Source organism: Kutzneria sp. NPDC052558 (assembly GCF_044547355.1).
Taxonomy (GTDB): domain Bacteria; phylum Actinomycetota; class Actinomycetes; order Mycobacteriales; family Pseudonocardiaceae; genus Kutzneria.
The window spans coordinates 171,860-195,861 of the sequence record NZ_JBIUAG010000012.1 but is presented as its reverse complement, the minus strand read 5'-3'; the positions used below and the strand labels follow the sequence as shown (position 1 = coordinate 195,861).

22 protein-coding genes are annotated in these 24,002 nt (G+C 71.7%); 16 read left to right on the top strand and 6 right to left on the bottom strand.

The features are described 5' to 3' along the window. Window positions 1-9 precede the first annotated feature (9 nt). Window positions 10-1,197, bottom strand: a complete 1,188-nt coding sequence (gene glp, locus ACIG5F_RS22835; protein WP_396520672.1) for a gephyrin-like molybdotransferase Glp — start codon at window positions 1,195-1,197, stop codon at window positions 10-12. A gap of 217 nt (window positions 1,198-1,414) precedes the next feature. On the opposite strand from glp, the gene ACIG5F_RS22830 reads away from it, so the two are divergent. The 3 genes from ACIG5F_RS22830 (at window position 1,415) to groL (ending at window position 4,700) form a co-directional block, all read left to right on the top strand. After that, on the top strand, window positions 1,415-1,618 hold the full coding sequence (locus ACIG5F_RS22830; RefSeq protein WP_025354171.1) for a cold-shock protein: 204 nt from the start codon (window positions 1,415-1,417) through the stop codon (window positions 1,616-1,618). A 93-nt stretch (window positions 1,619-1,711) separates the two neighbouring features. Continuing rightward, window positions 1,712-2,893: a protein kinase gene (locus ACIG5F_RS22825; RefSeq protein ID WP_396520475.1), complete on the top strand. Its 1,182-nt coding sequence runs from the start codon at window positions 1,712-1,714 to the stop codon at window positions 2,891-2,893. 184 nt (window positions 2,894-3,077) lie between these two features. Then, window positions 3,078-4,700, top strand: coding sequence for a chaperonin GroEL (gene groL, locus ACIG5F_RS22820; RefSeq protein ID WP_396520473.1), 1,623 nt, complete (start codon window positions 3,078-3,080; stop codon window positions 4,698-4,700). 229 nt (window positions 4,701-4,929) lie between these two features. Here groL and ACIG5F_RS22815 read toward each other — a convergent pair whose 3' ends face one another. From ACIG5F_RS22815 to ACIG5F_RS22800, 4 genes are all read right to left on the bottom strand, one after another. After that, entirely contained in the window at window positions 4,930-7,497 is a 2,568-nt protein-coding gene (locus ACIG5F_RS22815; protein WP_396520471.1) for a CHAT domain-containing protein, read from the bottom strand. A 129-nt stretch (window positions 7,498-7,626) separates the two neighbouring features. Further along, window positions 7,627-8,091 (bottom strand): hypothetical protein, encoded by a 465-nt coding sequence (locus ACIG5F_RS22810; protein WP_043730413.1) that lies wholly within the window; start codon window positions 8,089-8,091, stop codon window positions 7,627-7,629. Window positions 8,092-8,132: 41 nt separating this feature from the next. Next, complete coding sequence (locus ACIG5F_RS22805) at window positions 8,133-8,747, bottom strand: RNA polymerase sigma factor (RefSeq protein WP_396520469.1); 615 nt, start codon at window positions 8,745-8,747, stop codon at window positions 8,133-8,135. Window positions 8,748-9,060: 313 nt separating this feature from the next. Beyond that, complete coding sequence (locus ACIG5F_RS22800) at window positions 9,061-9,384, bottom strand: hypothetical protein (protein ID WP_396520467.1); 324 nt, start codon at window positions 9,382-9,384, stop codon at window positions 9,061-9,063. A gap of 665 nt (window positions 9,385-10,049) precedes the next feature. Between ACIG5F_RS22800 and ACIG5F_RS22795 the strand changes: the two genes are divergently transcribed. The 4 genes from ACIG5F_RS22795 (at window position 10,050) to ACIG5F_RS22780 (ending at window position 15,245) form a co-directional block, all read left to right on the top strand. After that, on the top strand, window positions 10,050-10,727 hold the full coding sequence (locus ACIG5F_RS22795) for a copper homeostasis protein CutC (RefSeq protein WP_396520465.1): 678 nt from the start codon (window positions 10,050-10,052) through the stop codon (window positions 10,725-10,727). Window positions 10,728-10,880: 153 nt separating this feature from the next. Next, window positions 10,881-12,461, top strand: a complete 1,581-nt coding sequence (locus tag ACIG5F_RS22790; protein WP_396520463.1) for a beta-N-acetylhexosaminidase — start codon at window positions 10,881-10,883, stop codon at window positions 12,459-12,461. An 85-nt stretch (window positions 12,462-12,546) separates the two neighbouring features. Further along, window positions 12,547-13,782: an MFS transporter gene (locus tag ACIG5F_RS22785; RefSeq protein ID WP_396520461.1), complete on the top strand. Its 1,236-nt coding sequence runs from the start codon at window positions 12,547-12,549 to the stop codon at window positions 13,780-13,782. 155 nt (window positions 13,783-13,937) lie between these two features. Continuing rightward, complete coding sequence (locus ACIG5F_RS22780) at window positions 13,938-15,245, top strand: GGDEF domain-containing protein (protein WP_396520459.1); 1,308 nt, start codon at window positions 13,938-13,940, stop codon at window positions 15,243-15,245. A 60-nt stretch (window positions 15,246-15,305) separates the two neighbouring features. Here ACIG5F_RS22780 and ACIG5F_RS22775 read toward each other — a convergent pair whose 3' ends face one another. After that, window positions 15,306-15,536 (bottom strand): PspC domain-containing protein, encoded by a 231-nt coding sequence (locus tag ACIG5F_RS22775; protein WP_396520457.1) that lies wholly within the window; start codon window positions 15,534-15,536, stop codon window positions 15,306-15,308. An 84-nt stretch (window positions 15,537-15,620) separates the two neighbouring features. Between ACIG5F_RS22775 and ACIG5F_RS22770 the strand changes: the two genes are divergently transcribed. From ACIG5F_RS22770 to ACIG5F_RS22730, 9 genes are all read left to right on the top strand, one after another. Continuing rightward, window positions 15,621-16,478 (top strand): AAA family ATPase, encoded by an 858-nt coding sequence (locus tag ACIG5F_RS22770; RefSeq protein ID WP_396520455.1) that lies wholly within the window; start codon window positions 15,621-15,623, stop codon window positions 16,476-16,478. A 16-nt stretch (window positions 16,479-16,494) separates the two neighbouring features. After that, on the top strand, window positions 16,495-17,583 hold the full coding sequence (locus tag ACIG5F_RS22765; protein ID WP_396520453.1) for a VWA domain-containing protein: 1,089 nt from the start codon (window positions 16,495-16,497) through the stop codon (window positions 17,581-17,583). After that, window positions 17,576-18,694: an XdhC family protein gene (locus tag ACIG5F_RS22760; RefSeq protein WP_396520451.1), complete on the top strand. Its 1,119-nt coding sequence runs from the start codon at window positions 17,576-17,578 to the stop codon at window positions 18,692-18,694. The genes ACIG5F_RS22765 and ACIG5F_RS22760 overlap by 8 nt, the downstream gene beginning before the upstream one ends. Window positions 18,695-18,925: 231 nt before the next feature. Continuing rightward, window positions 18,926-19,429 (top strand): (2Fe-2S)-binding protein, encoded by a 504-nt coding sequence (locus ACIG5F_RS22755; RefSeq protein ID WP_396520449.1) that lies wholly within the window; start codon window positions 18,926-18,928, stop codon window positions 19,427-19,429. Continuing rightward, window positions 19,426-21,771 carry a xanthine dehydrogenase family protein molybdopterin-binding subunit gene (locus tag ACIG5F_RS22750; RefSeq protein WP_396520447.1) on the top strand — a complete coding sequence of 782 codons (2,346 nt, stop codon included), beginning with the start codon at window positions 19,426-19,428 and terminating at the stop codon, window positions 21,769-21,771. The genes ACIG5F_RS22755 and ACIG5F_RS22750 overlap by 4 nt, the downstream gene beginning before the upstream one ends. Next, complete coding sequence (locus ACIG5F_RS22745; RefSeq protein ID WP_396520445.1) at window positions 21,768-22,622, top strand: FAD binding domain-containing protein; 855 nt, start codon at window positions 21,768-21,770, stop codon at window positions 22,620-22,622. The genes ACIG5F_RS22750 and ACIG5F_RS22745 overlap by 4 nt, the downstream gene beginning before the upstream one ends. Before the next feature lie 3 nt (window positions 22,623-22,625). Continuing rightward, window positions 22,626-23,273 carry an SRPBCC family protein gene (locus ACIG5F_RS22740; RefSeq protein WP_396520443.1) on the top strand — a complete coding sequence of 216 codons (648 nt, stop codon included), beginning with the start codon at window positions 22,626-22,628 and terminating at the stop codon, window positions 23,271-23,273. A 70-nt stretch (window positions 23,274-23,343) separates the two neighbouring features. Beyond that, window positions 23,344-23,598, top strand: coding sequence for a hypothetical protein (locus ACIG5F_RS22735; protein ID WP_396520441.1), 255 nt, complete (start codon window positions 23,344-23,346; stop codon window positions 23,596-23,598). Then, entirely contained in the window at window positions 23,595-23,996 is a 402-nt protein-coding gene (locus ACIG5F_RS22730) for a hypothetical protein (RefSeq protein WP_396520439.1), read from the top strand. The genes ACIG5F_RS22735 and ACIG5F_RS22730 overlap by 4 nt, the downstream gene beginning before the upstream one ends. The last annotated feature ends 6 nt before the right edge of the window (window positions 23,997-24,002 follow it).

Genomic DNA, 24,002 nt, shown 5'->3' with positions numbered 1-24,002 from the left:
GACACGACTCTACGCATCCAGCGAGACCACCGTGACGGTGTCACCAGCGGCGACCTCGCCGACACCCTCCGGGACGATGATCAGGCAGTTGGCCACCGCCAGCGCCCGCAGCAGGTGCGAGCCGGGGCCGCCGACCAACCGGACCGTGCCGGCCGCGGGGTCGTAGCGACCGCGTCGGAACTGCCGGCGGCCGGGCGGCGAGTGCAGGCCCTCGTCGATCACCGCGGTCCGGGTCGGCCGCTGGATCACCGTGTGCCCCATGGCCGAGCGCAGCGCCGGGCGCAGGAACACCTCGAACGACACCTGGGCGCTGACCGGATTGCCCGGCAGCGTCACCACCGGCACGCCCCGGTACTTCCCGGCCCCTTGCGGCATGCCCGGCTGCATGGCCACCTTGTGGAACTCGACGCCGTTGCCGGTGAACGCGTCCTTCACCACTTCATAGGCGCCGGCGCTCACGCCACCGGAGGTGACGATGAGATCGGCCGATTCCAGCCGGTCGGCCAACGCCTTGTGAAAGGCCTCGACATCGTCGGGCACGAAGGTGAGCACCTCGGCCAGCGCGCCGACGGATCGAATAGCGGCGGCCAGCATCACGCCGTTCGATTCGTAGATCTGCCCCGGCAACAAGGGATTCCCCGGCGCGACGAGTTCGGATCCGGTGGACAGCACCAGAACCCGCGGGCGACGGCGGACCGGCAGCTCGCCCGCGCCGACCGCGGCGGCCAGCCCCAGCTGCGGCGGCCCGAGCTCGGCCCCGGCCCGCAGCACCACGTCGCCGACCCGGACGTCCTCGCCGGCCCGCCGGATGTGCGCGCCCGGCTCGACCTCGCCGTTGATCAACACCCGCTCGACGCCGCCGTCGGTCAGCTCGACCTGCACGACGGCGTCCGCGCCGGGCGGCACCGGGGCTCCGGTCATGATCCGCTGGGTTGTGCCGGGCGCGAGCGCGGACAGCTCCACCTTGCCGGCGGGAATGTCGTCGGTTACTGGGAGTTCGACCGGGGCGTCCCTGATGTCTCGCGCCCGAACGGCGTAGCCGTCCATCGCCGAATTGTCGAACGGGGGCAGGTCGACCGGGGATCGCAGGTCCTCGGCGATGGCCAGACCAAGGCAGTCCGCGAGCGGAATGCGTTCTACCGGCGTATTGCCGACCAGGTCCAACACCGTTGACAGGTGTTCGTCGACGCTGGCCAGCCGAGTGGCTGAAGTGGACACGCGACCCATCCTCCCGCATACCCGCCGGTGTCGGCGGTACCGCCGTTCGAGTCATCAGAAATTGCTGTGCGGCAACGATCCTGTCGCATGAAGAGCACCCAACAAGCAGATGGCGAGAGGGCTTGCCGCCGCTAACGTTGTCGTGAGATCCATTCGGCGCTCCCAGCGCCGTGCGCCACATCTCAAGGAGGACGCCGTGGCAGTCGGCACGGTCAAGTGGTTCAACTCGGAAAAGGGCTACGGCTTCATCGCTCAGGACAGTGGTCAGGACGTGTTCGTCCACTACTCGGCGATTCAGATGGACGGATTCAGGGCACTGGCAGAGGGCGACCGGGTTGAGTTCGAGGTCCAGGCCGGCCGTGACGGCCGTAGCCAGGCCGCGGACGTCCGCAAGGTCTGATAACCGCAAGTCGACGGCGGCGGCCCGCGCGGCCGCCGCCGTTTTCCCGCCAACCGGACGCGAGCCGAAACTTGCGGACGTTACGCTGACCGCGTGTCGGACGACTTGACCGGAAAGCGCCTTGGCCACTACCGCATCGACGCGGTGCTCGGCCGCGGCGGCATGAGCGTCATGTACCGGGCGACGGACATGAGGCTGGGCCGCAAGGTCGCGCTGAAGGTCATCTCCGAACATCTCACCGAGGACCCGGAGTTCCGCGAGCGCTTCGTCGACGAGGCGCGCAACACCGCGGCCATCGACCACTCCAACGTGGTGCCGCTGTACGACTTCGGTGAGCTGGACGGCCTGCTCTACATCGCCATGCGGCTGGTGGACGGGTCGGACCTGGCCAGCCTGATCAAGGACGGCCCGCTGCCGCCCTCGCGCGCCCTGATCCTGGTCAGCCAGGCCGGCGAGGCGCTGGACATGCTGGCCGGCCGCGGCCTGGTGCACCTGGACGTCAAGCCGGCCAACATGCTGGTGACCAGCCGCGAGTCGGCGGGTGAGCACGTCTATCTGGCCGACTTCGGCCTGACCCGGCGCGGGGCCACCGGCCACCGCACCCGCGGCGGCGACTTCCTCGGCTCGCCCACCTACGCCGCCCCCGAGCACTTGCGGGGCGAGCCGGTGGACGGGCGCACCGACCTGTACTCCCTGGCCTGCGTGCTGTTCGCCTGCCTGACCGGCCGCCCGCCGTACCAGGGCGGGGTGTCCGAGGTGATCCAGGGCCACCTGGGCAGCCAGCCGCCGTCGGTGACCAAGCTGGTGCCGTCGCTGCCGGCCGGCATCGACGACGTGATCCGCAAGGGCATGGCCAAGGACCCCAAACAGCGCTACGCCAACTGCCGCGAACTGGTCGCCGCCGCCCGCTCGGCGCTGGTCACCGTGGCCACTCCCGGCGCGCCGGTCGCGCAGCAGCCGACCGTGCGGACCGAGCCGGCCAGCGGGCCGGCGCCGGTGCAGCCCGCGCCGGTGGCCTCGCCGCTGAGCCCGGCCTCCCAGCCGTTCCCGAGCCAACCCCAGCCGCGCCCGTACCAGCCGCCGGCCCCGGCCCAGCCGCAGTACGGCGGCTACCCGCCGCAGAGCGACCAGCCGGTCCGGCTGCGCCCGCCGACGCCGATCAACGCCACCGCCTTCCGTGAGGACGGCGGCGTGGCCCGGTGGGCCCTGCCGGTGCTGGCCGGCACCGCGCTGCTGGTCCTGCTGGTCGTGTTGATCGTGTGGCTCACCGCCTGAGCGGTGTTTGCTTGCACTCGCCGCGTCCGAGTGCTAAACACGAACTAGCACTCGGGCACTACGAGTGCCAACACGTTAGGTCGGGACGGTGAGGCCGGCCGGGTGAACCCCGGTGGGTCGTCCGTCGCGGGCACCGAGCCTGGCCGAGCACCGTGTCATCCATATTCCGGAGGACCACACCGCAATGGCCAAGATGATCGCGTTCGACGAGGACGCCCGCCGCGGTCTCGAGCGCGGGATGAACACCCTCGCAGACGCCGTCAAGGTGACGCTCGGCCCCAAGGGTCGCAACGTCGTGCTGGAGAAGAAGTGGGGCGCCCCCACCATCACCAACGATGGTGTCTCCATCGCCAAGGAGATCGAGCTCGAGGACCCGTGGGAGAAGATCGGGGCCGAGCTCGTCAAGGAGGTCGCCAAGAAGACCGACGACGTCGCGGGTGACGGCACCACCACCGCGACCGTGCTGGCCCAGGCGCTGGTGCGCGAGGGTCTGCGCAACGTCGCCGCCGGCGCCAACCCGCTCGGTCTCAAGCGCGGCATCGAGAAGGCCGTCGAGGCCGTCGCCGAGCAGCTGCTCAAGACCGCCAAGGAGATCGAGACGAAGGAGCAGATCGCTGCCACCGCGTCCATCTCCGCCGCCGACTCCACCATCGGCGAGCTCATCGCCGAGGCGATGGACAAGGTCGGCAAGGAAGGCGTCATCACCGTCGAGGAGAGCAACACCCTCGGGCTCGAGCTGGAGCTCACCGAGGGCATGCGCTTCGACAAGGGCTACATCTCCGGTTACTTCGTGACCGACGCCGAGCGTCAGGAAGCGGTCCTCGAGGACCCGTACATCCTGCTGTTCGGCTCCAAGATCAGCTCCGTCAAGGACCTGCTGCCGCTGCTGGAGAAGGTCATCCAGGGCGGCAAGCCGCTCCTGATCATCTCCGAGGACGTCGAGGGCGAGGCCCTGGCGACCCTGGTGGTCAACAAGATCCGCGGCACCTTCAAGTCCGTCGCCGTCAAGGCCCCGGGCTTCGGCGACCGCCGCAAGGCCATCCTCCAGGACATCGCCACCCTCACCGGCGGCCAGGTCATCTCCGAGGACGTGGGCCTGAAGCTGGAGAACGCCGACCTGTCCCTGCTGGGCAAGGCGCGCAAGATCGTGGTCACCAAGGACGAGACCACCATCGTCGAGGGCGCCGGCGACGCCGAGCAGATCCAGGGCCGCGTCAAGCAGATCCGCGCGGAGATCGAGAAGTCCGACTCGGACTACGACCGCGAGAAGCTCCAGGAGCGCCTGGCCAAGCTGGCCGGCGGTGTCGCCGTCATCAAGGCCGGCGCCGCCACCGAGGTCGAGCTCAAGGAGCGCAAGCACCGCATCGAGGACGCGGTGCGCAACGCCAAGGCCGCCGTGGAGGAGGGCATCGTCGCCGGTGGCGGCGTCGCCCTGCTGCAGGCCGCCGAGGCCGCGTTCGCGGGCCTGACCCTGTCGGGTGACGAGGCCACCGGCGCGAACATCGTCAAGGTCGCCGTCGAGGCGCCCCTGAAGCAGATCGCCGTCAACGCCGGCCTCGAGGGCGGCGTCGTGGTGGAGAAGGTCAAGGGTCTCAAGGCCGGCGAGGGCCTGGACGCCGCGACCGGCGAGTACAAGGACCTGGTGGCCGCGGGCATCATCGACCCGGCCAAGGTCACCCGCTCGGCGCTGCAGAACGCCGCGTCGATCGCCGCGCTGTTCCTCACCACCGAGGCCGTCGTCGCCGACAAGCCGGAGAAGAACCCGGCCCCGGCCGGCGCCCCGGACGCCGGCGGCATGGACTTCTGAGAGAAGTCGGCCCTGGGCGGCCCCTGTTCGCGGAAAGCGCGAACAGGGGCCGCCTTCGTGTCTTGAGGGGGCCTGGCCCCCACGCCCCCACGCCGGGGCTTCGCCCCGGACCCCGTCACGGGTTGCCATCCTCGACGTTTCGGGCCATGAGCCGGATGAACTGCCCCTGCCCGGCCCGGCCCCCTTGCGTGCCCCACCCGCCCGCCGCTGAACGGCGTGGTGGGCTCGTCTAGTTGCTCGCGCCTAGGCAGATGAAGGGGCGGCGGAAGGGGTCGGCGGCGGTGGCGTCGGCCAGGGCTACGGCGGGGCGGGCGCCTTCGGCTACGCGGCGGTGGTAGAAGGCCATGCTCTCGGCGGCGGTGTGGTCGCCGACGCGGGAGACGGCGGCGGTGACGGTGCGGACGCCGGTGGCCAGCAGGGCGCCGGCGAAGCCGAGGGCCTCGTCGCCGGGGCGGATGCGGCTCATGGCGAGTTCGCACGCGGCCAGGACGACCTGCTCGGGCGGGCGTTGCAGGCGGGCGGTCTCGTGGGCGAACAGGCCGCCGTCGACGAGGTCGAGGCGGGAGAACAGGGCGTTGCCGGGCTCGTGCACGCCATGGGCGGCGACATGGGCCAGCTGAGCGCCGTCGAGGGCCTCCAACACGGCCTCGACGGTGGCCTGAGGACCGTGCAGCACCTGGGCGCCGGGCAGGTAGCGGGTGAGCTGGGCGACCTCGCCGACGGCGGCGGGCAGGTCGGGACCGCCGACGAGGACGCTGCGGCCGGTGCCGGGCAGTTGCTGGTCGGCGGAGGCGGAGAGCCAGGCGGTGGCGGACGGGGCGACGACGACGGGCCGGCCACGCAGGGACGGCAGCGCGCCCCAGGCGATGGGGTAGAGGGGAGCGGTGGGCACGATGACGAGCTCCCGGTCGCCGATGACCGCGGCCAGCGGCCGCAGCAGCTGCTCGTCCAGGGACTCGGCCCGCCGACGGGCCGAGGAGGACACGACCTCGACCAGGGCGGCGGGCAGGTGGTCGGGGGCCAGGGCGTCGAGGTCGGCGTGCAGCATCTGGGCGGCCTGCTGCGCGTCGGCGACGCGACCCAGCCGCACCAGCCGCGGCCGGCCGTCCACGATGACCACGGCGACCAGGGCGTCCTCGACCGCGGCGAAGCTGATCATCGCCCGGTCCTCCAGCCGCTTGCCGACCTCGGCCAGGTCGGCCACCGGCCGCGGCCGGCCCCACACCGTGGTCTGCCAGCCCAGCCGGGTGACCTCCTGCTGCAACGCGGCCTGCCGGGCGGCCATCTCCCGCACCGACCGGCCCTCGGCCTTGGCCAGCTGCATGGACCGGGTGAGGTTGCGGATCTCGCTGACCCGGTCGGCCAGCTCGGGGTCGTCGATGGAGGGCTGCGGCTCGTACCGGTACACCTGGGCCCGGGTCCGCTCCAGCCAGCCGAACAGCCGCCGCGCGTTGGCGGCGGAGCGCCCGCCGTCCAACACCAGCCGCACGGCCAGCACGCCGAGTTCACGCCCGTGCACGGCGGTGCCGGACACCAGCTCCAGCCCGCCCATGCGGTCCCGGGTGCGCCCCAGCTCGGCGAACCCGACCCGGGCCTGGCTGAAGGCGGTGCGGCGGTCGCCGGTGGCCACGGCCACCTCGGCCCGGACCAGCCGGCGGAGCATGCGGTGGTCGATGGAGGTGAAGCGCCGGGGCGCGGGCGTCTCGGCCAACAGCCGGGTGGCTTCCTCGACCTCGCCCCGCCGCAGCAGCACCCGCACGGCCAGCAGCTTGGCGACGGCGGCCTCGTCGGTCTTGGCCACCCCGCCCATCTGCTCCGACAGCTGCAAAGCCTGGCGTACCAACGACTTCGACGGCTTGCGAGGGCCGCTCAGCGCAACGGCGACGGCGGCGTGCAGCCCGGTCAGCGAGGCCAGCCAGGCCAGCACCGGACGCTCCTGCCGCAGGTGCCGACGCCGGGCGAGGGCGGCGAACGCCCGCGCGGCGGCGTAGTCGCCGGCCATCACGGCGGCGGCGGCCCGCAGCGTCTCGGCCTCAGCCAGGTCCCGGTTGCTGCCCTGCGCCCGCAGGCTGGCGAAGGACTCGTCCAGCGCGTTGGCGGCCTCCTCGGCCAGCCCGGCGAACAGCAGCACCTGCGCCCGGTCGGACCGCACCTTCGACACGGCGGTCGGCGCGACGCGCTGCATCAGCCGCTCGGCTTCCTCGTAGTAGCGCAGCGCCGTCGGGGCATCGCCCATCCGGTAGTGCATCTCGCCGAGGTTGGTGGTGGTGATGGCCAGCGTCAGCGGCGCGTGATAGGTGTGGCCCAGCCACAGGCAGCGACGCAGGTCGTCGCCGGCCGAGGTGGGATGGCCCATGGCGATGTTCACCAGCGCCCGGGCGGTCAGCGCGCTGATCAGGCCGTTCTCCACCGGCGCGCCGGAGGCCAGCGCCTTGTCCGCGGCGACCACGGCCTTGTCCAGCACGGCGCGGGCCTCGGGCAGCCGGCCGGCCCGCCACAGGATGTTGCCGTGCTGGCGCTCGATCAGGCCCTCCAGCGCCATCCGCTGGGAGCCGACCGGCATCGACGACACCAGCCGGCCGGCCAGGTCCAGCGACGGCATGCCCTCGCGGATCCCGTACGCCTCGGAGTCGGTGTGCGCGAGCGAGGCCAGCACCCGGACCCGCAGCGTCTGCTGGTCCGGGTCCTCGGCCGGCAGCCGGTCCAGCATCCGCAGGCCCCGGCGGTTGAGCCGGGACGCCTTGACGTACTGCTGGGACAGGGCGATCTGGTGGGCGTCGGCGTGCAGCCTGGTCACCCGGTCCAGCACCTGCGCGGCGACGCCAGGGCGCGCGGCAGCTGCTGGGGACGACGGAGGCACCCGTACATACCAGCACACCCCGCCGGCAGTGTGGTGTCCACCGTCCGGGGAAAGATCGAGAGTCGCCTACAGCATGAGCGTCGGCGTCACGATCGTCCGGGGCCGTGAGCCCGTTCCGTTGGCCAGGTGCACCACCAGCTGCGTGGTCCCCTTGGGCACGTCGTCCACCGCGAACCGGCCGCCCTCGTCGGCCTCCGCGGTGGTCGAGGAGTGCCCGGCCACCCGGACCTCGACGGTGTGCGGACCTCCGGGCACCAGCCAGCCGTCGAACCGGTACCCGGCACCGGCCGGGGCGAAGCTGACCATGATGGTCAGGTCTTCCACGGTGAAGGTGACGGTGTTCGGGCCGGCGCCCCGGACGCCGGCCAGCTCCTCGGCGCGCTCCCAGCGCGCGACCTCGACGTCGAGGTCCTCCAGCGCGATGGCGAACTGCACGCGCTCGACCAGGTCGGCCGGCACCGGGTCGACCTTGTCGAACAGCACGTCGAGCTCGGCGAGCAGGAGCAGGTCCTGCTCGGTCAGGTTGTCCATGTCCAGACCGGCCTCGTCGAACTCGTCCTCGTGATCGGCGCTCACTGCGGCCCCCCTTCTGCGTCCAGCAGCTCGCGCAGGGAGATCAGACAGCGGCCCCGGGTCGGGCCGATGCTGCCGCGCGGCATCTCCAACGCCTCCGCGACCGCGTCGTACTGGGCGCGGCCCGACAGCACGGTGAGCGTGAGCAGTTTCTGACAACGGTCGGTGAGCTGCTTGAACGCGGCCCACAGCCGGCGGTCCCGGTCGTCGCGCAGCGCGTGCTGCTCGGGGCCGTCCACCTGGGTCGGGATGTCGACCAGGTCCTCGGCGGCCACCGGGGTCTCCCGGTCGTAGCCGGTGGCCTTGGCCCGCTGGGCCTCCCGGCGGGCGGTCACGATCAGCCACGCCGCCAGCGCCTTGGGCTGTTGCAGCCGGTCCAGGTGGCGCAGCAGGGCCAGCCAGACGGTCTGCACGACGTCCTCCGCGTGCACCTTGTCCAGGCCCTGGCTGCGCGTGACGTGCCAGACCAGCGGCGTCAGGTCGGCCACCAGCACGTCCAGCGCCCTGCGGTTGCCGCCCCTGGCCGCGACCAGACACGCCGCGTGGCGGTCATGACCGGTCAGCCCCTCCCAAGGGTCATGGCCGGTCAGCCCGTCCCACGTGTCAACGGCCATTCGAAGCACCTCCGGGTCTGAGGCACGCAGGCGCGTCCCGGTCCCCCCACCCCGGGGACGCACCCCGTGCCTGCATCCTGCCCTACCTGGTGTAGTCGTCCACAGCCAGTCGGGCCAATCGTGCTCGATGACGGCCACGCCCCCCGGCGTGTTCCCGTGTGCTGCCACCGCCGCCCCATTCACTCCCGCGGGCCCCCGGACGGGCCCGACGTGATTAAGAGCAGCCAACTGGGGCTCAGATACTCACGAATTGATAACGACGCGGTCGGGCCGGGCGGCGGGAGCCGTTACCGACCCGACCGGGTGACACTCCTCAGTGCACGACCTCGGCGTGGCCGATGCCGCCGTGCGGCTTGGCGATCCCGTCCGGCTTGGGGCCCTCCGGGTGACCGATGCCGCCGTCGGCGGTCGGCGGGACCGGGCCGGGCTGCGGGTCCTCCGGGTGGCCGATGCCGCCGGTGGCGGGCTGCACGAGAGCGACCGGCTGGACGGTCTCGGCGTGGCCGATGCCGCCGTTGGGCTGGGCGACCCCGCCGCCCTGCACGCCGTCCAGCGCCTGCTCGACCTCGGCCACCGTCGCGGGGTCGAGAGTCGCGTCCGGCGTGCTGGTCGACGTGGTGTCGTCAGTGGTGCTCATGATGTCGTCCCCTCTGCTGTTCCCCGGTGACGCCGCCGCACCTTGTCGTTCCCCCGTGCGGCGGCGTCCTGTCGTGGAGCAACATGGCCCGCCGGCCCCACCCGGCTCACCATGCGTGCTTATTGTGCCGCCGAGTCACCTCGAACAGCGCAACGATTTAACAAGGGATCGCTCGAACGGACCAGATACACGTCGGCGTGTGATCAACACGGGGTTGGCCCGAGGACGCGAAAGGGCCGGAGGCGGCTGTGGCGGTCCGGCGTCGGGTCTCCCCGTCCGACGCCGGCGCCCTGCGCCTCCGGCCCGGACCCTTCACACCCCCGCTGACGTGAAGGGTCCTTCACGCGCGGCGCCCGCCTTCCCGACGACCGAACCGATGCCCCCTCGACACCGGGCCGGTCGGCACCCCTGCCATGCGGGCGCCTGCCGCGCGTTCCGACCTGGTGGAACCCCTCCCCCGAGGCCGCTCCACCACCCCCGACCGGCGCCTGTGGACGCCCGGTCCGCCTTGCCGCTCGCCCGTGGTTCGGGTGAACGAGCCAGACACCAGGACAGGAGTGGTGCCGGTGACAGCAGATACACGCTCGCGAAAAATTTCTCGAAGTTTTCGATCTTGGCTGATCGGCGGTGGTGATCACGGCCCCGTTGGCCCTATGGTCTAGACCATGCCGGACTTGCTGCTGGAAGTCATCGCGCTCGACGCCCGGGACGCGCACGCCGCCCAGGAGGGCGGGGCCGACCGGCTCGAACTCGTCAGCGACATGGCCGCGGACGGGCTGACCCCCGCCGTCGCCACCGCGCGGCGGGTGCTCGCCGCCACCGACCTGCCCGTTCGGGCGATGTTGCGCGACAGCGCCGGCTTCGCCCCCTGGTCGCTCGACCAACTGCGGGCCGAGGCCATCGCGCTGCGGGACATCGGCATCACCGAGTTCGTGCTCGGCTGGCTCACCGAGGACGGCGCCGTCGACGTCGACACCTGCCGGGCGGTCATCGCCGAGCTCGACGGCTGCCGGTTCACCTTCCACCGGGCGCTGGACCATTCCGCCGATCCGCTGGCCGCGTGGAAGGAGGTGGTCGGCCTCGGCGCCGACACCGTGCTGGCCGCCGGGGCCGGCGGCGGGGTCGCCGACGGGCTGCCGGTGCTGCGCAAGCTGGCCGCCATGCAGGAGGCCGACGGCCTGGCCGTGATGGCCGGCGGCGGCCTGCGGGCCGACCAGGTCCCCGGCCTGCGGGCCGACGGCGTGCGCCGCTTCCACGTCGGCAGCGCCGTGCGCCCCCAGGGCTGGGACTACCCCGTCTCCGCCGCCGCCGTCGCCACCTGGGCGGCGTTGATCCGCGCCTGACACGGCCAACGCAGGAGACCGCGAGGCCCCGCCGGTGCTTCGCGCGGTTGCTGGATTTCGCCCGCCGCCACCCGACGCGCCCACCCACCCGAGCCGAAGGCGGCGCCAAAAACACAGCTGGTCTGGACCTGTTGCTTGACATAGCATCCGGGCGTGCCGGGATTCGAGAGCCTGCTGCCCCGACCGTCGCGAGTGGACGCCACGGGCGGACGGCTGCCACTGGACGAGAACACGACGCTGGACGGCGATCCGGCGGCGGTGGCGTGGCTGCGGGAGGTGCTGGCCCCGGCCACCGGACTGCCGCTGCGGCCGGCGGCCGATCCGACGATCCGGTTCCGCATCGTGTCCTGGCTGGACGGCCACCTGATCCGGGTGTTCCCGGACGGCGTGCTGGTGGAGGCCCAGAACGAGGAGGCGGCCTTCCACGCGGCCCAGACGATCCGGCAGCTGCTGGGCCCGGCCGCGTTCCGGCGCGCGCCGATCGGGCCGGGCGACTGGTCGCTGCCGTGCGGTGTGGTCGAGGACCGGCCCCGGTTCGGCTGGCGGGGCGCTTTGCTCGACGTGGCAAGGCATTTCATGCCCAAGGACGGCCTGCTGCGGTTCATCGACCTGCTGGCCGCGCACAAGATGAACCGCCTGCACCTGCATCTGACCGACGACCAGGGCTGGCGGTTCGAGGTCAAGCGCTACCCGAAGCTGACCGAGATCGGCGGCTGGCGCGAGGGATCCCGGGTCGGCGTGCGCACCGACGACGCGACCGACGGCCGTCCGCACGGCGGCTTCTACACCCAGGACGACCTGCGCGAGGTCGTGGCCTACGCGGCGCGGCGGCACATCGTGGTGGTGCCGGAGATCGACATCCCCGGCCACAGCCAGGCCGCCATCGCCGCCTATCCGGAACTGGGCAATCTGGACTATCCGCTGCCGGTGTGGCCGCTGTGGGGCGTCAACGAGAACGTGCTCAACACCGAGGACTCCACTGTGGACTTCTTCCGGCACGTTTTCGACGAGCTGGTCGAGGTTTTCCCGTCGGAGGTCATCTGCGTCGGCGGCGACGAGGTGCCGACCGTGCAGTGGACTTCGGCGCAGGCGGCCGCGCGGGGCCTGGAGACCGTCCCGGAGTTGCACGGCTGGTTCATCCGTCAGATCGCGGAACACCTTGGCACGCATGGACGTCGCGCGATGGGCTGGGACGAGATCGTCCCCGAAGACCTGCTTGCGGGGTCGAGCAGCGGCACAGTCGGGCCGCTGCCCGGTGGTGCGGTGATCGCCTCCTGGCGGGGCGAGCGGGCCGGGGTCGACGCCGCCCGCGCCGGCTTCGACGTGGTGATGTGCCCGGAGCAGAAGGTGTATCTGGACCACCGGGAATCCGACCGGCGCGACGAGCCGATCCCGGTGGGCATGGTGCACACGGTGTCCGATGTGTACGAGTACGAGCCGATCCCGGCCGACCTCACCGGCGAGGCCGCCCGGCGCGTGCTGGGCGCGCAGGCCAACGTCTGGACCGAGCACCTGGACTCGCCCCGGCGGGTCGACTACGCGGCCTTCCCGCGCCTGTCGGCGTTCGCCGAGGTGGCCTGGACCGATCGGAGCAACCGGGACCTGGCCGACTTCAGCCGCCGGCTGACCGAGCACCATCTGCCCAGGCTGGACGCCCTCGGTGTGGAGTACCGGCCGCTGGCGGGCCCGCACCCGTGGCAGACCCGGCCCGGCGTCCCCGGCCGCCCGCGTTAGGCGACGCGGGTGAAAAGCCCGCGAGCACCACCCGTTTCGCTTACCAGTCGCTACCGTGCGAGCACGGACGGTGGGGGCGGTGCGTATGACGGGACGTTTCGGGGCGGCGTTCGCGGTCGCCGAGTACAGGGCGGTCTGGGCCGCCGGCGGCCTGTCCATGGTCGGCGACCAGCTGGCCCGGGTCGCGCTGGTGGTTCTGGTCTATGGCAACACGAAGTCGGCGGCGCTGACCGGTCTGACCTTCGCGCTGACCCTGGTGCCGTCCTTCGTGGGCGGCGTCTTCCTGTCCGGCCTGGCCGACAAGCTGCCCCGCCGCCGCGTGATGCTGACCGCGGATCTGTTGCGGGCAGCCATGATCGTGCCGGTCGCGGTGCCGGGCATGCCGTTCCCGGTGCTGTGTGTGCTGGTGGCCGGGGTGTCGCTGCTCAACGCCCCGTTCCGCGCGGCCGAGCAGGCGTTGTACGCGGATGTGTTGCCGCAGCAGGACTTCCTCGCCGGCATGGCCATTCGCAACATCACCAACCAGTCGGCCCAGGTGCTCGGCTTCGCCGGCGGCGGCCTGCTGCTGGCGCTGATCGGCCCGTACTGGGCGCTGTCGCTGGACGCCGTGTCGTTCCTGGTCTCCGCCCTGCTGCTGCGGGTGGGCGTGCGGGCCCGGCCGGCCGCGCTGAATCCGGCCGCGCGATCCGCGCCCGGCGGATTCTCCTTGCTGCGCAACGACTCCGGTTTACGGGCGTTGCTGCTGATCGGCTGGCTGACCGGTGTTTTCATTGTGTACGAAGGATTGGCCGGCCCCTACAACGCCCAGCTCGGCGGCACCACCGCGACGCTCGGCCTGCTGCTGGCGGCCGACCCGGTGGGCAGTGTGATCGGGGCGTTCATCTTCGGCCGATTCGTGCCGGCGACCGCGCAGACCCGTGGACTGGCCCTGATGTGCGTGGCCTCGGGGGCGCCGCTGCTGGTGTGCCTGCTCCAACCAGGACTGATCGTTTCCGCGGTGGTATTCGTGGTCGCCGGCGCATTCGGCACCGCGACGTACATGCAGACAACGGCATCTATTGTGCGGGGAGTGCCCGATTCCCGGCGGGCCCAGGTGTTGGGTCTGGCGTATGCCGGAATGATGGCGGCGCAGGGGTTGAGCCCATTCGTGGCGGGCCTGGTCGCGGACCGTGTCGGCGCGGCGAATGCGGTCGGCTGGTTCGGTGTCGCCGGGCTGCTGGTCGCGGCGCCGGTGGCGGTGGCCTGGCGGCGTGCCACCACCAGCCGGCCGGAAATCTGGCTGCCCGCCCCGGAAACCGGAGCGGACACCCGGCGGAACTGACCGGTTGCGGGACTAGTCCCGAGTCTTTCGCGTTGCCTTCATGGCGTTCCCTCCTCGTGATCACGGTTGTGAACTCACCCGGATGAACCTAGCGAATCCGCCGGGCTCGACTGAACACTGGAGACGGCGGCGGAAAAGGGGGCGACGTGTCGAGTATGAGCCAGTCCAGATCCTCTCCGAAAGGGGTCGATCGTTACGGGCTCATCGACCGCATGGCCGGATTCGCGCTGTGGGAGCTGCCGGGGCGCTGGATCGTCTACGCCGTTCTGGTGGAGGCGGTCGCGCTCGTTTTCGCGCTGGCCTCCTTCACCCACGGCGCGTTGACCGATGTGGCCCTGCTGCGTTTTGTCCTGCTGCTGGCGCTGGGCATGGTGCAGGCCGAGCTGTCCCGGCGGATCGAGCGCGACCGCCGCCGGATGAGCGGCTCCACCCACATCAACATGACCTCGATCTGGCTCATCCCGGCCGTGCTGATGCTGCCGCCGCAACTGGTCGCCATCCTCTGCGTCGCCCTCTACACCCACATGTGGCTGCGGATCTGGCAGAACCTGCGCAACGTCTCCCTGCACCGCACCGTGTTCGGGGCCAGCGCGGCGATCCTGGCCTGCCTGGCCGCGAACACCGTCTCGGCGGTGCCGCTGGCCGACCGGCTGCCCGAGTGGAGCTGGGGCGTCACCATGGCCTGCCTGCTCGGCGGGCTGACCTTCGAGCTGGTGGACGCCCTGTTGCTGGCCGTGTCCATCAACCTGCGCAGTCGGGGGAACGCCACCCTGACGGAGCTGTTCGGCACCTGGGACGACAACGCGCTGGAGTTGACCACGCTGTGTCTGGGCGGGCTGACCGCGCTCACCCTGGTGTACCAACCGCTGTTCACGGTGCTGCTGTTCTGCCCGATCGTCGTGCTGCACCGCAGCGTGCTGGTCAAGGAGCTGGAGGCGGCGGCCACCATCGACGTGAAGACCGGGCTGCTCAACGCGGTCACCTGGCACCACATGGCGACCCAGGAGCTGGCCCGGACCAAACAGGACCGTCGGGCCACGGTCGGCGTGCTGATGGTGGATCTCGACCATTTCAAGCGGGTCAACGACACCTACGGCCACCTGGCCGGCGACGCCGTGCTGAAGTCGGTGGCCACGGCGGTGAAGGGCCAGGTGCGGGCCGACGACGCGGTCGGCCGGTTCGGTGGCGAGGAGTTCGTGGTGCTGCTGCCCGGCGTCGACGACGCGGGCGCTCTTGTTGTGGCGGAACGGATTCGCAAGACCGTCGGCGCGCTCTACGTGATGTCGCCGCAGGACGGTGTGCCCATCGCCGGGCTGACCTGTTCGATCGGCGTGGCCGTGCACCGCAGCAGCGGCACGACCATGGAGCGCCTGCTGCTGGCCGCCGACACCGCCGTGTACCGGGCCAAGCGCACCGGCCGCAATCGGGTTGTGTCCACTATGGACAAGCGGGACGCGGCGTAGCGCCCGCCCGCGGGGTGATCCGGGACCTCCCCCTCGAAGGTCCCGGGTCACTCGTCCCACTCACTCGTCGTCGGCTTCCGGCACCAGCAGCCAGCAGGCCGCGTAGAGGACGATGCCGGCGCCGGCGAAGAACACCGTGCCGACCACCAGGCCGACCCGCAGCAGGGCGGCGTCCACGCCCAGCATCTCGGCCGCCCCGCCGCACACGCCGGCGAGCATTCGGTTCTCCCGGCTGCGGCGGAAGGTCCGCATCTTCTCGCCGGCCTCGTTCAGGATGTTGTTCGTCGTCATGGCACCAATACTGCCGTCGGCGCGGCCCCGTGCCATCGGGGTTCGTCCCTGGTTCGACCCGGAGATGGGCCTACCCTGCAAGCCATGGACACCCCGGGTGAGCTGGCCGCGGCCCTGGACCGGGTCGGTTATCTGGCCGACGAGGGGCTGGCCACGGCCGCCTTCCTGGCGCTGCGGATGCGCCGGCCGCTGTTCTGCGAGGGCGAGCCCGGCACCGGCAAGACCGCGCTGGCCAAGGCCCTGGCTGACGCCCTGGGCACCACGCTGATCCGTTTGCAGTGCCACGAGGGCATCGACGCGGCCCGCGCCCTGTACGACTGGGATTTCCCGCGCCAGCTGCTGCACCTGCGGGCCATGGAGTCCCAGGGGCGCACCGACGACGCCGAGGCCGAGCTCTACACCCGGCGCTTCCTGCTGGCCCGTCCGCTGCTGCAAGCCCTGGAGACGCCGGGCTGCGTGCTGCTAGTGGACGAGATCGACCGCGCCGACGACGAGTTCGAGGCGTTCCTGCTGGAGGTGCTCAGCGAGCACGCGGTCAGCATCCCGGAGCTGGGGGAGATCCGGGCGGCCGAGCCGCCGGTGGTGGTGCTGACCTCCAACCGCACGCGTGAGGTGCACGACGCGGTCAAGCGCCGCTGCCTCTACCACTGGCTCGAACACCCCGGTCTGGCCCGGGAGGTGCGGATCCTGCGCCGCCGCCTGCCGGCGCTGACCGAGGCGCTGGCCGGGCAGGTGGCGACGGCGGTGTCCCGGCTGCGGACCGCGGAGCTGCTCAAGCCGCCGGGGGTGGCCGAATCGCTGGACTGGGCCGAGGCGCTGCTGGCGCTGGACCGGCCGGTGCTGGACGTCGAGGCGGCGGCGATCACCCTGGGCGCGGTGCTGAAGTACCGGGAGGACGCGGACCGGGTCGTGCGGGCGGGGTTGGACGCGCTGCTGGCCTGAGTCGCATTATCTGAAGATGACGGACCCGCTGGTCGGGCTGACGGGCTTCACCGAGGTGCTGCGGCGCATCGGCCTCGGCGTGGATCCGGTGCGGGCGCAGGCCTATCTGGCGGCGCTGCGGCTCGTGGACGTGGCTCAGCCGAGCCAGGTGTACTGGGCCGGCCGCCTGTGCCTGTGCGCGGAGCCGGACGACATCGCCGGCTACGACGCCGCGTTCGCGTCCTGGTTCGGCGGCGTGCCCGTGCGCGCCTCCGGCAATGGTCGCGCGCGGCGGCGGACCGCGACCAGCGCCCCGTTGGTGGCACCGGTTTCCGGTCAGGGCCAGGGCGATGCGCCGGAACTGAGAGTAGCCGCCAGCGACACCGAGATCCTGCGGCAGCGAGACGTCACGAAGCTCGATGGGGCGGCGTTGCGGGAGCTCATGGCCACCGTCGACACCGCCCCGCCGCTGCGGCGCGGCGTCCGCACTCGACGTTCGCGCCGAGGTCGGCTCGACCCGGACGAAACCCTTCGTGAGCTGCTTCGTTCCGGCGGTGAACCGATCCGGCTGCGCTACCGTCGCAAGCGTTTGCGGCCGCGTCGGCTCGTACTGCTGATCGACGTCTCCGGCTCGATGGCCCCCTACTCCGACGCGCTGCTGCGGTTCGCGCACGCCGTGGTCCGACGCTCCCCGCCGAGCACGGAGGCGTTCACGCTCGGTACACGGCTCACGCGGGTCAGCCGCCAGCTCCGGATGCGCGACCCCGAGCAGGCCCTGGCGGCGGCGGCCCGGGCGGTGCCCGATTTCGCCGGCGGCACGCGCCTCGGCGACACCATTCGGCTATTTCTTGATCGCTGGGGGCAGCGCGGGCTGGCGCGGCAGTCGGTCACGGTGGTGTTCTCTGACGGCTGGGAGCGGGGCGACGCGACGCTGCTGGGCGAGCAACTGGCCCGGCTGCGCCGGCTCGCGCACGCCGTCCTGTGGGTGAACCCGCATGTCGGCCGTTCGGGCTATGCCCCGGTACAGTCCGGTATCCGCGCGGCGCTGCCGCACGTCGACCGGCTGCTCGCCGGGCACAGCCTGGCCACGCTGGATGAACTGCTGACGGAGGTGCGGCGTGCGTGACCTGCTCGACACGGTCGACCAGAACTGGCAGGAGGGCCGGCCGACCGCGCTCGGCACCGTGGTCGCCACCTTCCGCTCCGCCCCGCGCCAGCCCGGCGCCGCCATGCTCGTGGCCGAGGACGGCCAGGTCTCCGGCAGCGTCTCCGGCGGCTGTGTGGAGGGCGCGGTCTACGAGCTGGCCCAGCAGGTGATCGCCGACGGCCGCCCGGTGTTGCAGCGCTACGGCGTCAGCGACGACGACGCGTTCGCCGTCGGCCTTACCTGCGGCGGCATTCTCGACGTGTTCGTGGAACGCGTCGACGGCAAGCGGTTTCCCGAACTGGCCGCCGTGGTGAAGTCGGTGCGGGCCGAGGAACCGGTGGCCGTGACCACCGTGGTCGAGCATCCCGACGAGGCCCTGGTCGGCCGGCATCTGGTGGTGTGGCCCGATCGTCGGGCCGGCGACCTGGGCTCGGCCCGTATCGACGACGCCGTCACCGACGACGCCCGCGGCATGCTGGCCAGCGGCCGCAGCGGGCTCCTGCACTACGGCCCGGACGGCCAGCGCCGCGGCGAGGGCATGGCGGTGTTCGTCAACTCCTTCGAGCCGCCGCCGCGCATGCTTGTGTTCGGGGCCATCGACTTCGCCGCCGCCATGGTCCGCCTCGGCGCGTACCTCGGCTACCGCGTGACCGTCTGCGACGCGCGGGCGGTGTTCGCCACCAAGGGCCGTTTCCCCGACGCCGACGAGGTTGTCGTCGACTGGCCGCACCGCTACCTGGTGCAGCAGGCGGCCGAGGGCAAGATCGACCAGCGCACGGTGATCGCCGTGCTCACCCACGACCCCAAGTTCGACGTGCCGGTGCTGGAAGTGGCCCTGCGCCTGGACGTCGCCTACATCGGGGCGATGGGATCCCGCCGCACCCACGACGACCGCCTGGCCCGGCTGCGCGAGGCCGGCCTGTCGGAGGAGGACCTGACCCGGCTGTCCTCGCCGATCGGTCTCGACCTCGGCGCGCGCACCCCGGAGGAGACCGCGGTGTCGATCGCCGCCGAGATCATCGCCCTGCGCTGGGGCGGCCGCGGCGACCGCCTGGCCCACTCCCACGGCCCCATCCACCGCCCCAGCTAACCCCTCCCGCTCAACCCCCTCACGCTTGGAAGGGGGCTTTCCTCCACTCGGAGTGGAGGAAAGCCCCCTTCCAAGCTTCATGTCGGGGGCGGTGGGCGCAGATGCGGAGGAGGGGGTGGTTATGTCGCCGTATTTGCGCTGATCGTTGTGTCCGTGGGCGGAGGAGGGCAGGCTCGGAAGTGTGAGCCCGGTCACGACGCGGTGGCGGGTTCGGCGCTGCCTGGAGGCGACATGCGTATCACCATGATCGTGGACGGGACGAGCTACTCCGACGAGGTCGAGCCGCGAACGCTGCTCGTGCAGCACTTACGGGAGAAACTGGGCAAAGTCGGCACGGTTGTCGGCTGCGACACCGGCAACTGCGGGGCCTGCACCGTGCACGTGGACGGCCACAGCGCGAAGTCCTGCTCGATGCTGGCCGTGCAGGCCGACGGCTGTGAGATCACCACCATCGAGGGCCTGGCCCGGGACGGCCAGTTGCACCCGGTGCAGCAGGCCTTCCACGACAATCACGCCCTGCAGTGCGGGTTCTGCACGCCGGGCATGATCATGCAGGCGATCGACCTGCTGGCCGACGATCCCGATCCGGACGAGCGGACCGTGCGGCACGGCCTGGAGGGAAACCTCTGCCGCTGCACCGGTTACCAGAACATCGTGCGCGCGGTCCAGGACGCGGCGCACCGGCTGCAACCGGCGGCCGAGCGGGAGCGTGAGGCCGTGGGCGGTGGCGAATGACCACCGCCGAGATCGGAAAGCCCAGGCGCCGCAAGGAAGACGCCCGCCTGATCACCGGACGCACCCGCTGGACGGACAACATCGCCCTGCCCGGCCTGGTGCACATGGCCATCCTGCGCAGCCCCGTCGCGCACGCCCGGATCACCTCCATCGACACCGAGGCCGCGAAGGCCCGCTCCGGCGTGCTGGCCGTGCTGACCGGGGCCGATCTGGCCGAGGAGCAGGGCAGCCTGCCGTGCGCGTGGGCGATCACGCCGGACATGAAAACCCCGGCGCACCCGTCGATCGCCGTGGACACGGTCAACTACGCCGGCGAGGCGGTGGCGGTCGTGGTCGCCCGCACGGCGGCCGAGGCGCACGACGCCCTGGAGGCCATCGACGTCGACTACGACGACCTGCCGGTGGTGCTGGACATGGAGGCGGCCATCGCCGACGGCGCGCCGCTCGTGCACGATTCCCTGGGCACCAACAAGAACGCGCTGTGGGTGTTCGACTCGGCCGAGGCCGGCACCGGTGGCAGCGTGGACGAGGCCATCGCCGCCGGCGAGGTCGTGATCGAGCGGAAGTACCGCCAGCAAAGGCTGATCCCCGCGTTCATGGAGCCGCGGTCGGTGGTCTGCGACCCGACCGGCGAGCAGCTCACCCTGTGGTCGGCCACCCAGGTCCCGCACATCCTGCGGCTGATGCTGGCGCTGACCCTGGGCGTGCCCGAGCACAAGATCCGCGTGATCGCCCCGGACGTCGGCGGCGGCTTCGGCGGCAAGCTCCAGGTGACGCCGGAGGAACTGCTGGTCTTCCTGGCCGCCCGCCGGGTCGGCAAGCCGGTCAAGCACACCGAGACCCGGTCGGAGTCGCTGGCCACCGGCCACCACGGCCGCGACCAGATCCAGCGGGTGACCCTGTCGGCCACGCGCGACGGCACGATCACCGGCCTGAAGGTGGACCTGCTGGCCGACATGGGCGCGTACCTGAGCCTGGTCACGCCGGGCATCCCGATCCTGGGCGCGTTCATGTACAACGCCATCTACAAGATCCCGGCCTACCGGTTCAGCTGCACCAACGTGTTCACCAACAAGGTGATGACCGACGCCTACCGCGGCGCCGGCCGGCCCGAGGCCACCTTCGCCATCGAGCGCCTGATGGACGAGCTGGCGGCCGAGCTCGGGATGGATCCCCTCGCCGTGCGGGAGAAGAACTGGATCAGGCACGAGGAGTTCCCGTACACCACGGTCTGCGGCCTGACCTACGACTCCGGCAACTACGAGGCGGCCACCGACCGGGCCAAGCAGCTGTTCGACTACGACGGCCTGCGGCGGGAGCAGCGGGAACGCCGTGAGCGGGGCGACGTTGTGCAGCTGGGCATCGGCATCTCCACCTTCACCGAGATGTGCGGGCTGGCCCCGTCGCGGGTGCTGGGCTCGCTGTCCTACGGGGCCGGCGGCTGGGAGCACGCGGCGATTCGCATGCTGCCCAGCGGAAAGGTCGAGGTCGTCACCGGATCCTCGCCGCACGGGCAGGGCCACGAGACGGCGTGGAGTCAGATCGTGGCCGACCAGCTGGGCGTGCCGTTCGAGGACGTCGAGGTGCTGCACGGCGACACCCAGTCCTCCCACAAGGGCATGGACACCTACGGATCCCGCTCGCTGACCGTCGGCGCGATCGCGGTGGTGAAGGCCGCCGACAAGGTGATAGCCAAGGCGCGCACGATAGCCGCGCACATGTTGGAATGCGGCGAGGACGATCTGGACTTCACCGAGGGCCGATTCACCGTGCGCGGCACCGATCGCGGAACCGGCATCGGCGATGTGGCGCTGGCGGTGTTCGCCGCCCATGATCTGCCCGACGGCGTGGAACCGAGCCTGGATTCCGAGGCCACATTCGACCCGGAGAACTTCTCCTTCCCGCACGGAACCCATTTGTGCGCCGCGGAAGTGGACACCGAGACCGGCCGGGTGGCGATTCGCTCCTATGTCTGCGTCGACGACGTCGGCACCGTGGTGAATCCGCTGATCGTCGAGGGCCAGGTGCACGGCGGGCTGGCCCAGGGCATCGCCCAGGCGCTGTTCGAGGAGGCGGTGCACGACGAGAACGGCACGCTGACCACCGGCACCTTCGCCGACTACCTGCTGCCATCGGCGGCTGACCTGCCCTCGTTCACCACCGACCGGACCGAGACGCCGTCGACGACCAATCCGTTGGGAGTCAAGGGAGTTGGCGAGGCCGGCACCATCGCCTCGACACCGGCCGTGGTCAACGCGATCGTGGACGCCGTGCGGCACCTCGGCGTCAACGACATCGAGATGCCCTGCACGCCGTTCCGGGTTTGGAGCGCGATCCAATGATCCCCGCCGCCTTCGACTACGTCCGTCCGTCCACTGTGGATGAAGCGATCCAGGCGCTGGCCGAGGCCGGCGACGACGCGAAAGTGTTGGCCGGCGGGCAAAGCCTGCTGCCGGTGCTGAAGATGCGGCTGGCCGCGCCGACCGTCGTGGTCGACATCGGACGGATCCCCGAGCTGCGTGGCGTGCGCGAGGAGGGCGAGGACCTCGTCATCGGCGCGATGACCACGCACTACGAGGTGGCCCGGGACCACTTGGTCGCCGAGCACGCGTCGCTGCTGGCGCGGGCCACGGAAACCGTTGCCGATCCCCAGGTTCGCCACCGCGGCACGTTCGGCGGCGCGCTGGCCCACGCCGACCCGGCCGGCGACCTGCTGGCCCCGGCGCTGGCCCTGGGCGCGGTCATGGTGGTGGCCGGGCCGTCCGGCCGGCGCGAGGTGCCGGCGGCCGAGTTCTTCGTGGACTACTTCACCAGCGCGCTGGCCGCCGACGAGGTGCTGGTGGCCGTGCGGATTCCCAAGCACACCGGCTGGTTGTCGCACTACGAGAAGTTCAACCGGGTGGCCCAGGCCTGGTCGATCGTCGCGGTCGGGGTGTCGCTGTCGGTCAGCGGCGGCACGATCGCCGACGCCCGGGTCGGGCTGACCAACATGGCCTCGGTGCCGGTGCGGGCCGCCGGCGTCGAGCAGGCGCTGATCGGCCAGCCGGCCGGGGCCGACGTGCTGCGGGCCGCGGCCGAGCGCGCCGCCGAGGACACCAGCCCGATCGCCGACGGCAACGGCGACGCGGCGTACCGGGGCCAGCTGGCCAGGGTGCTGACCGGCCGGGCCCTGACGCTGGCCGTCGGGGGCTGACCGGTGCGGCTGGAACACCAGTTCCGGGTGGCGGCGCCGATCGAGGACGTCTGGTCGGCGCTGCTGGACCCGGCCCGGGTCGCGCCGTGCATGCCGGGGGCCACGCTCGGCGAGGTCACCGACGACTCGTTCGCCGGCTCGGTGAAGGTCAAGCTCGGGCCGGTCGCCTTGCTGTACAAGGGGACCGGCTCGTTCACCGACGTCGACGAGGCGGCCAGGCGGGCGGTGATCACGGCGTCCGGAAAGGACAGCCGCGGCAACGGCACCGCCGCCGCGACCGTGGAGGTCGTCCTTTCGGCCGAGCCCGGTGGGACCGTGGCCCGGGTCGTCACCGAGCTGAACGTGACCGGCCGGCCGGCCCAGTTCGGGCGGGGCATGATCACCGAGGTCGGCGGCAAGATCCTGGACCGGTTCGCCGAGTGCCTGGCCGGGAAACTGGCCCCGGCCGCCGAAGGCCCGCCGCCGGCCGAGGAGCGCCCCGCTGTCGGACAGGACCGACCTCCGCCGGCCGGCGACCCGCGGCCGCCTACGGCCGAGGAACCCCTGGACCTGCTCCAGGTCGCCGGAACGTCCGTAGCCAAACGGATCGTCGTGCTCATCGCGGTGGCGGTGCTGCTCATCGTGGTCGCCGGCCGGCTGCGCCGCCGCTGAACGGCTGCTTCGCAACGCCCATTGGGATGGCGTGCACCCGGGGTCAACCCACGGACGCCATACTGTTCGCGTGCCGAGCAAGCGAGTGACGATCACCCTGCCCGAGGACCTGGCGCCACGGGTCCAGGAGTTGGCCGACGACGCCCGCTTGGCGCTGGCCACCTACCTCACGCGGGTCGTGGAGTACCACGTGCTCAACCAGGACGGCCTGACGGCGATGGAGTACTGGGAGAGCCGGCACGGCCTGCTGACCAAGCCCGAGCTGGCCAGCGCGGACGAGGCCATCGAGGCCGCCCGCGCCCGACTGCGGCCGCCGCAGCAGTGAGCGGCAGCTTCCGCCCGCCGGTGGTCTACACGCTCGCCGCGATGGAGGCGGCGCTGGCCAACGACCGCAGGTTCATGGCCCTGCACAAGTGCTTCCTGCTCGACGAGTGCCAGCTCATCGTGCCCAGCGTGGTCCACGACGAGCTGCGCCGGCGGCGCGCCGAGCCGCTGGTCGTGATGCGCGCGTGCAAGGTCGACCAGTACGAGGACTCCCCGGTGGTCCGGGACTACATGGTCGACTTCGCGTTGATCGGCAAGGCCAACAGCCAGCTCAACGCCGTCACCGCCGCGACCGCGGTGGCCTACCGGGCGGTGGTCGTCACCAGCGAGGTCAACGCCCTGGAGCTGATGTGGGCGGTCCCCGACCCCGACCGCCCCATGTCCATCATCACCATCTGACCGCCC

Coding starts and splice junctions, on each gene's coding strand:
- groL (WP_396520473.1), top strand. CDS start 3,078: ATGGCCAAGATGATCGCGTTCGACGAGGACGCCCGCCGCGGTCTCGAG.
- ACIG5F_RS22810 (WP_043730413.1), bottom strand. CDS start 8,091: ATGGACAACCTGACCGAGCAGGACCTGCTCCTGCTCGCCGAGCTCGAC.
- ACIG5F_RS22805 (WP_396520469.1), bottom strand. CDS start 8,747: ATGGCCGTTGACACGTGGGACGGGCTGACCGGCCATGACCCTTGGGAG.
- ACIG5F_RS22800 (WP_396520467.1), bottom strand. CDS start 9,384: ATGAGCACCACTGACGACACCACGTCGACCAGCACGCCGGACGCGACT.
- ACIG5F_RS22795 (WP_396520465.1), top strand. CDS start 10,050: ATGCCGGACTTGCTGCTGGAAGTCATCGCGCTCGACGCCCGGGACGCG.
- ACIG5F_RS22785 (WP_396520461.1), top strand. CDS start 12,547: ATGACGGGACGTTTCGGGGCGGCGTTCGCGGTCGCCGAGTACAGGGCG.
- ACIG5F_RS22780 (WP_396520459.1), top strand. CDS start 13,938: ATGAGCCAGTCCAGATCCTCTCCGAAAGGGGTCGATCGTTACGGGCTC.
- ACIG5F_RS22775 (WP_396520457.1), bottom strand. CDS start 15,536: ATGACGACGAACAACATCCTGAACGAGGCCGGCGAGAAGATGCGGACC.
- ACIG5F_RS22770 (WP_396520455.1), top strand. CDS start 15,621: ATGGACACCCCGGGTGAGCTGGCCGCGGCCCTGGACCGGGTCGGTTAT.
- ACIG5F_RS22765 (WP_396520453.1), top strand. CDS start 16,495: ATGACGGACCCGCTGGTCGGGCTGACGGGCTTCACCGAGGTGCTGCGG.
- ACIG5F_RS22755 (WP_396520449.1), top strand. CDS start 18,926: ATGCGTATCACCATGATCGTGGACGGGACGAGCTACTCCGACGAGGTC.
- ACIG5F_RS22750 (WP_396520447.1), top strand. CDS start 19,426: ATGACCACCGCCGAGATCGGAAAGCCCAGGCGCCGCAAGGAAGACGCC.
- ACIG5F_RS22745 (WP_396520445.1), top strand. CDS start 21,768: ATGATCCCCGCCGCCTTCGACTACGTCCGTCCGTCCACTGTGGATGAA.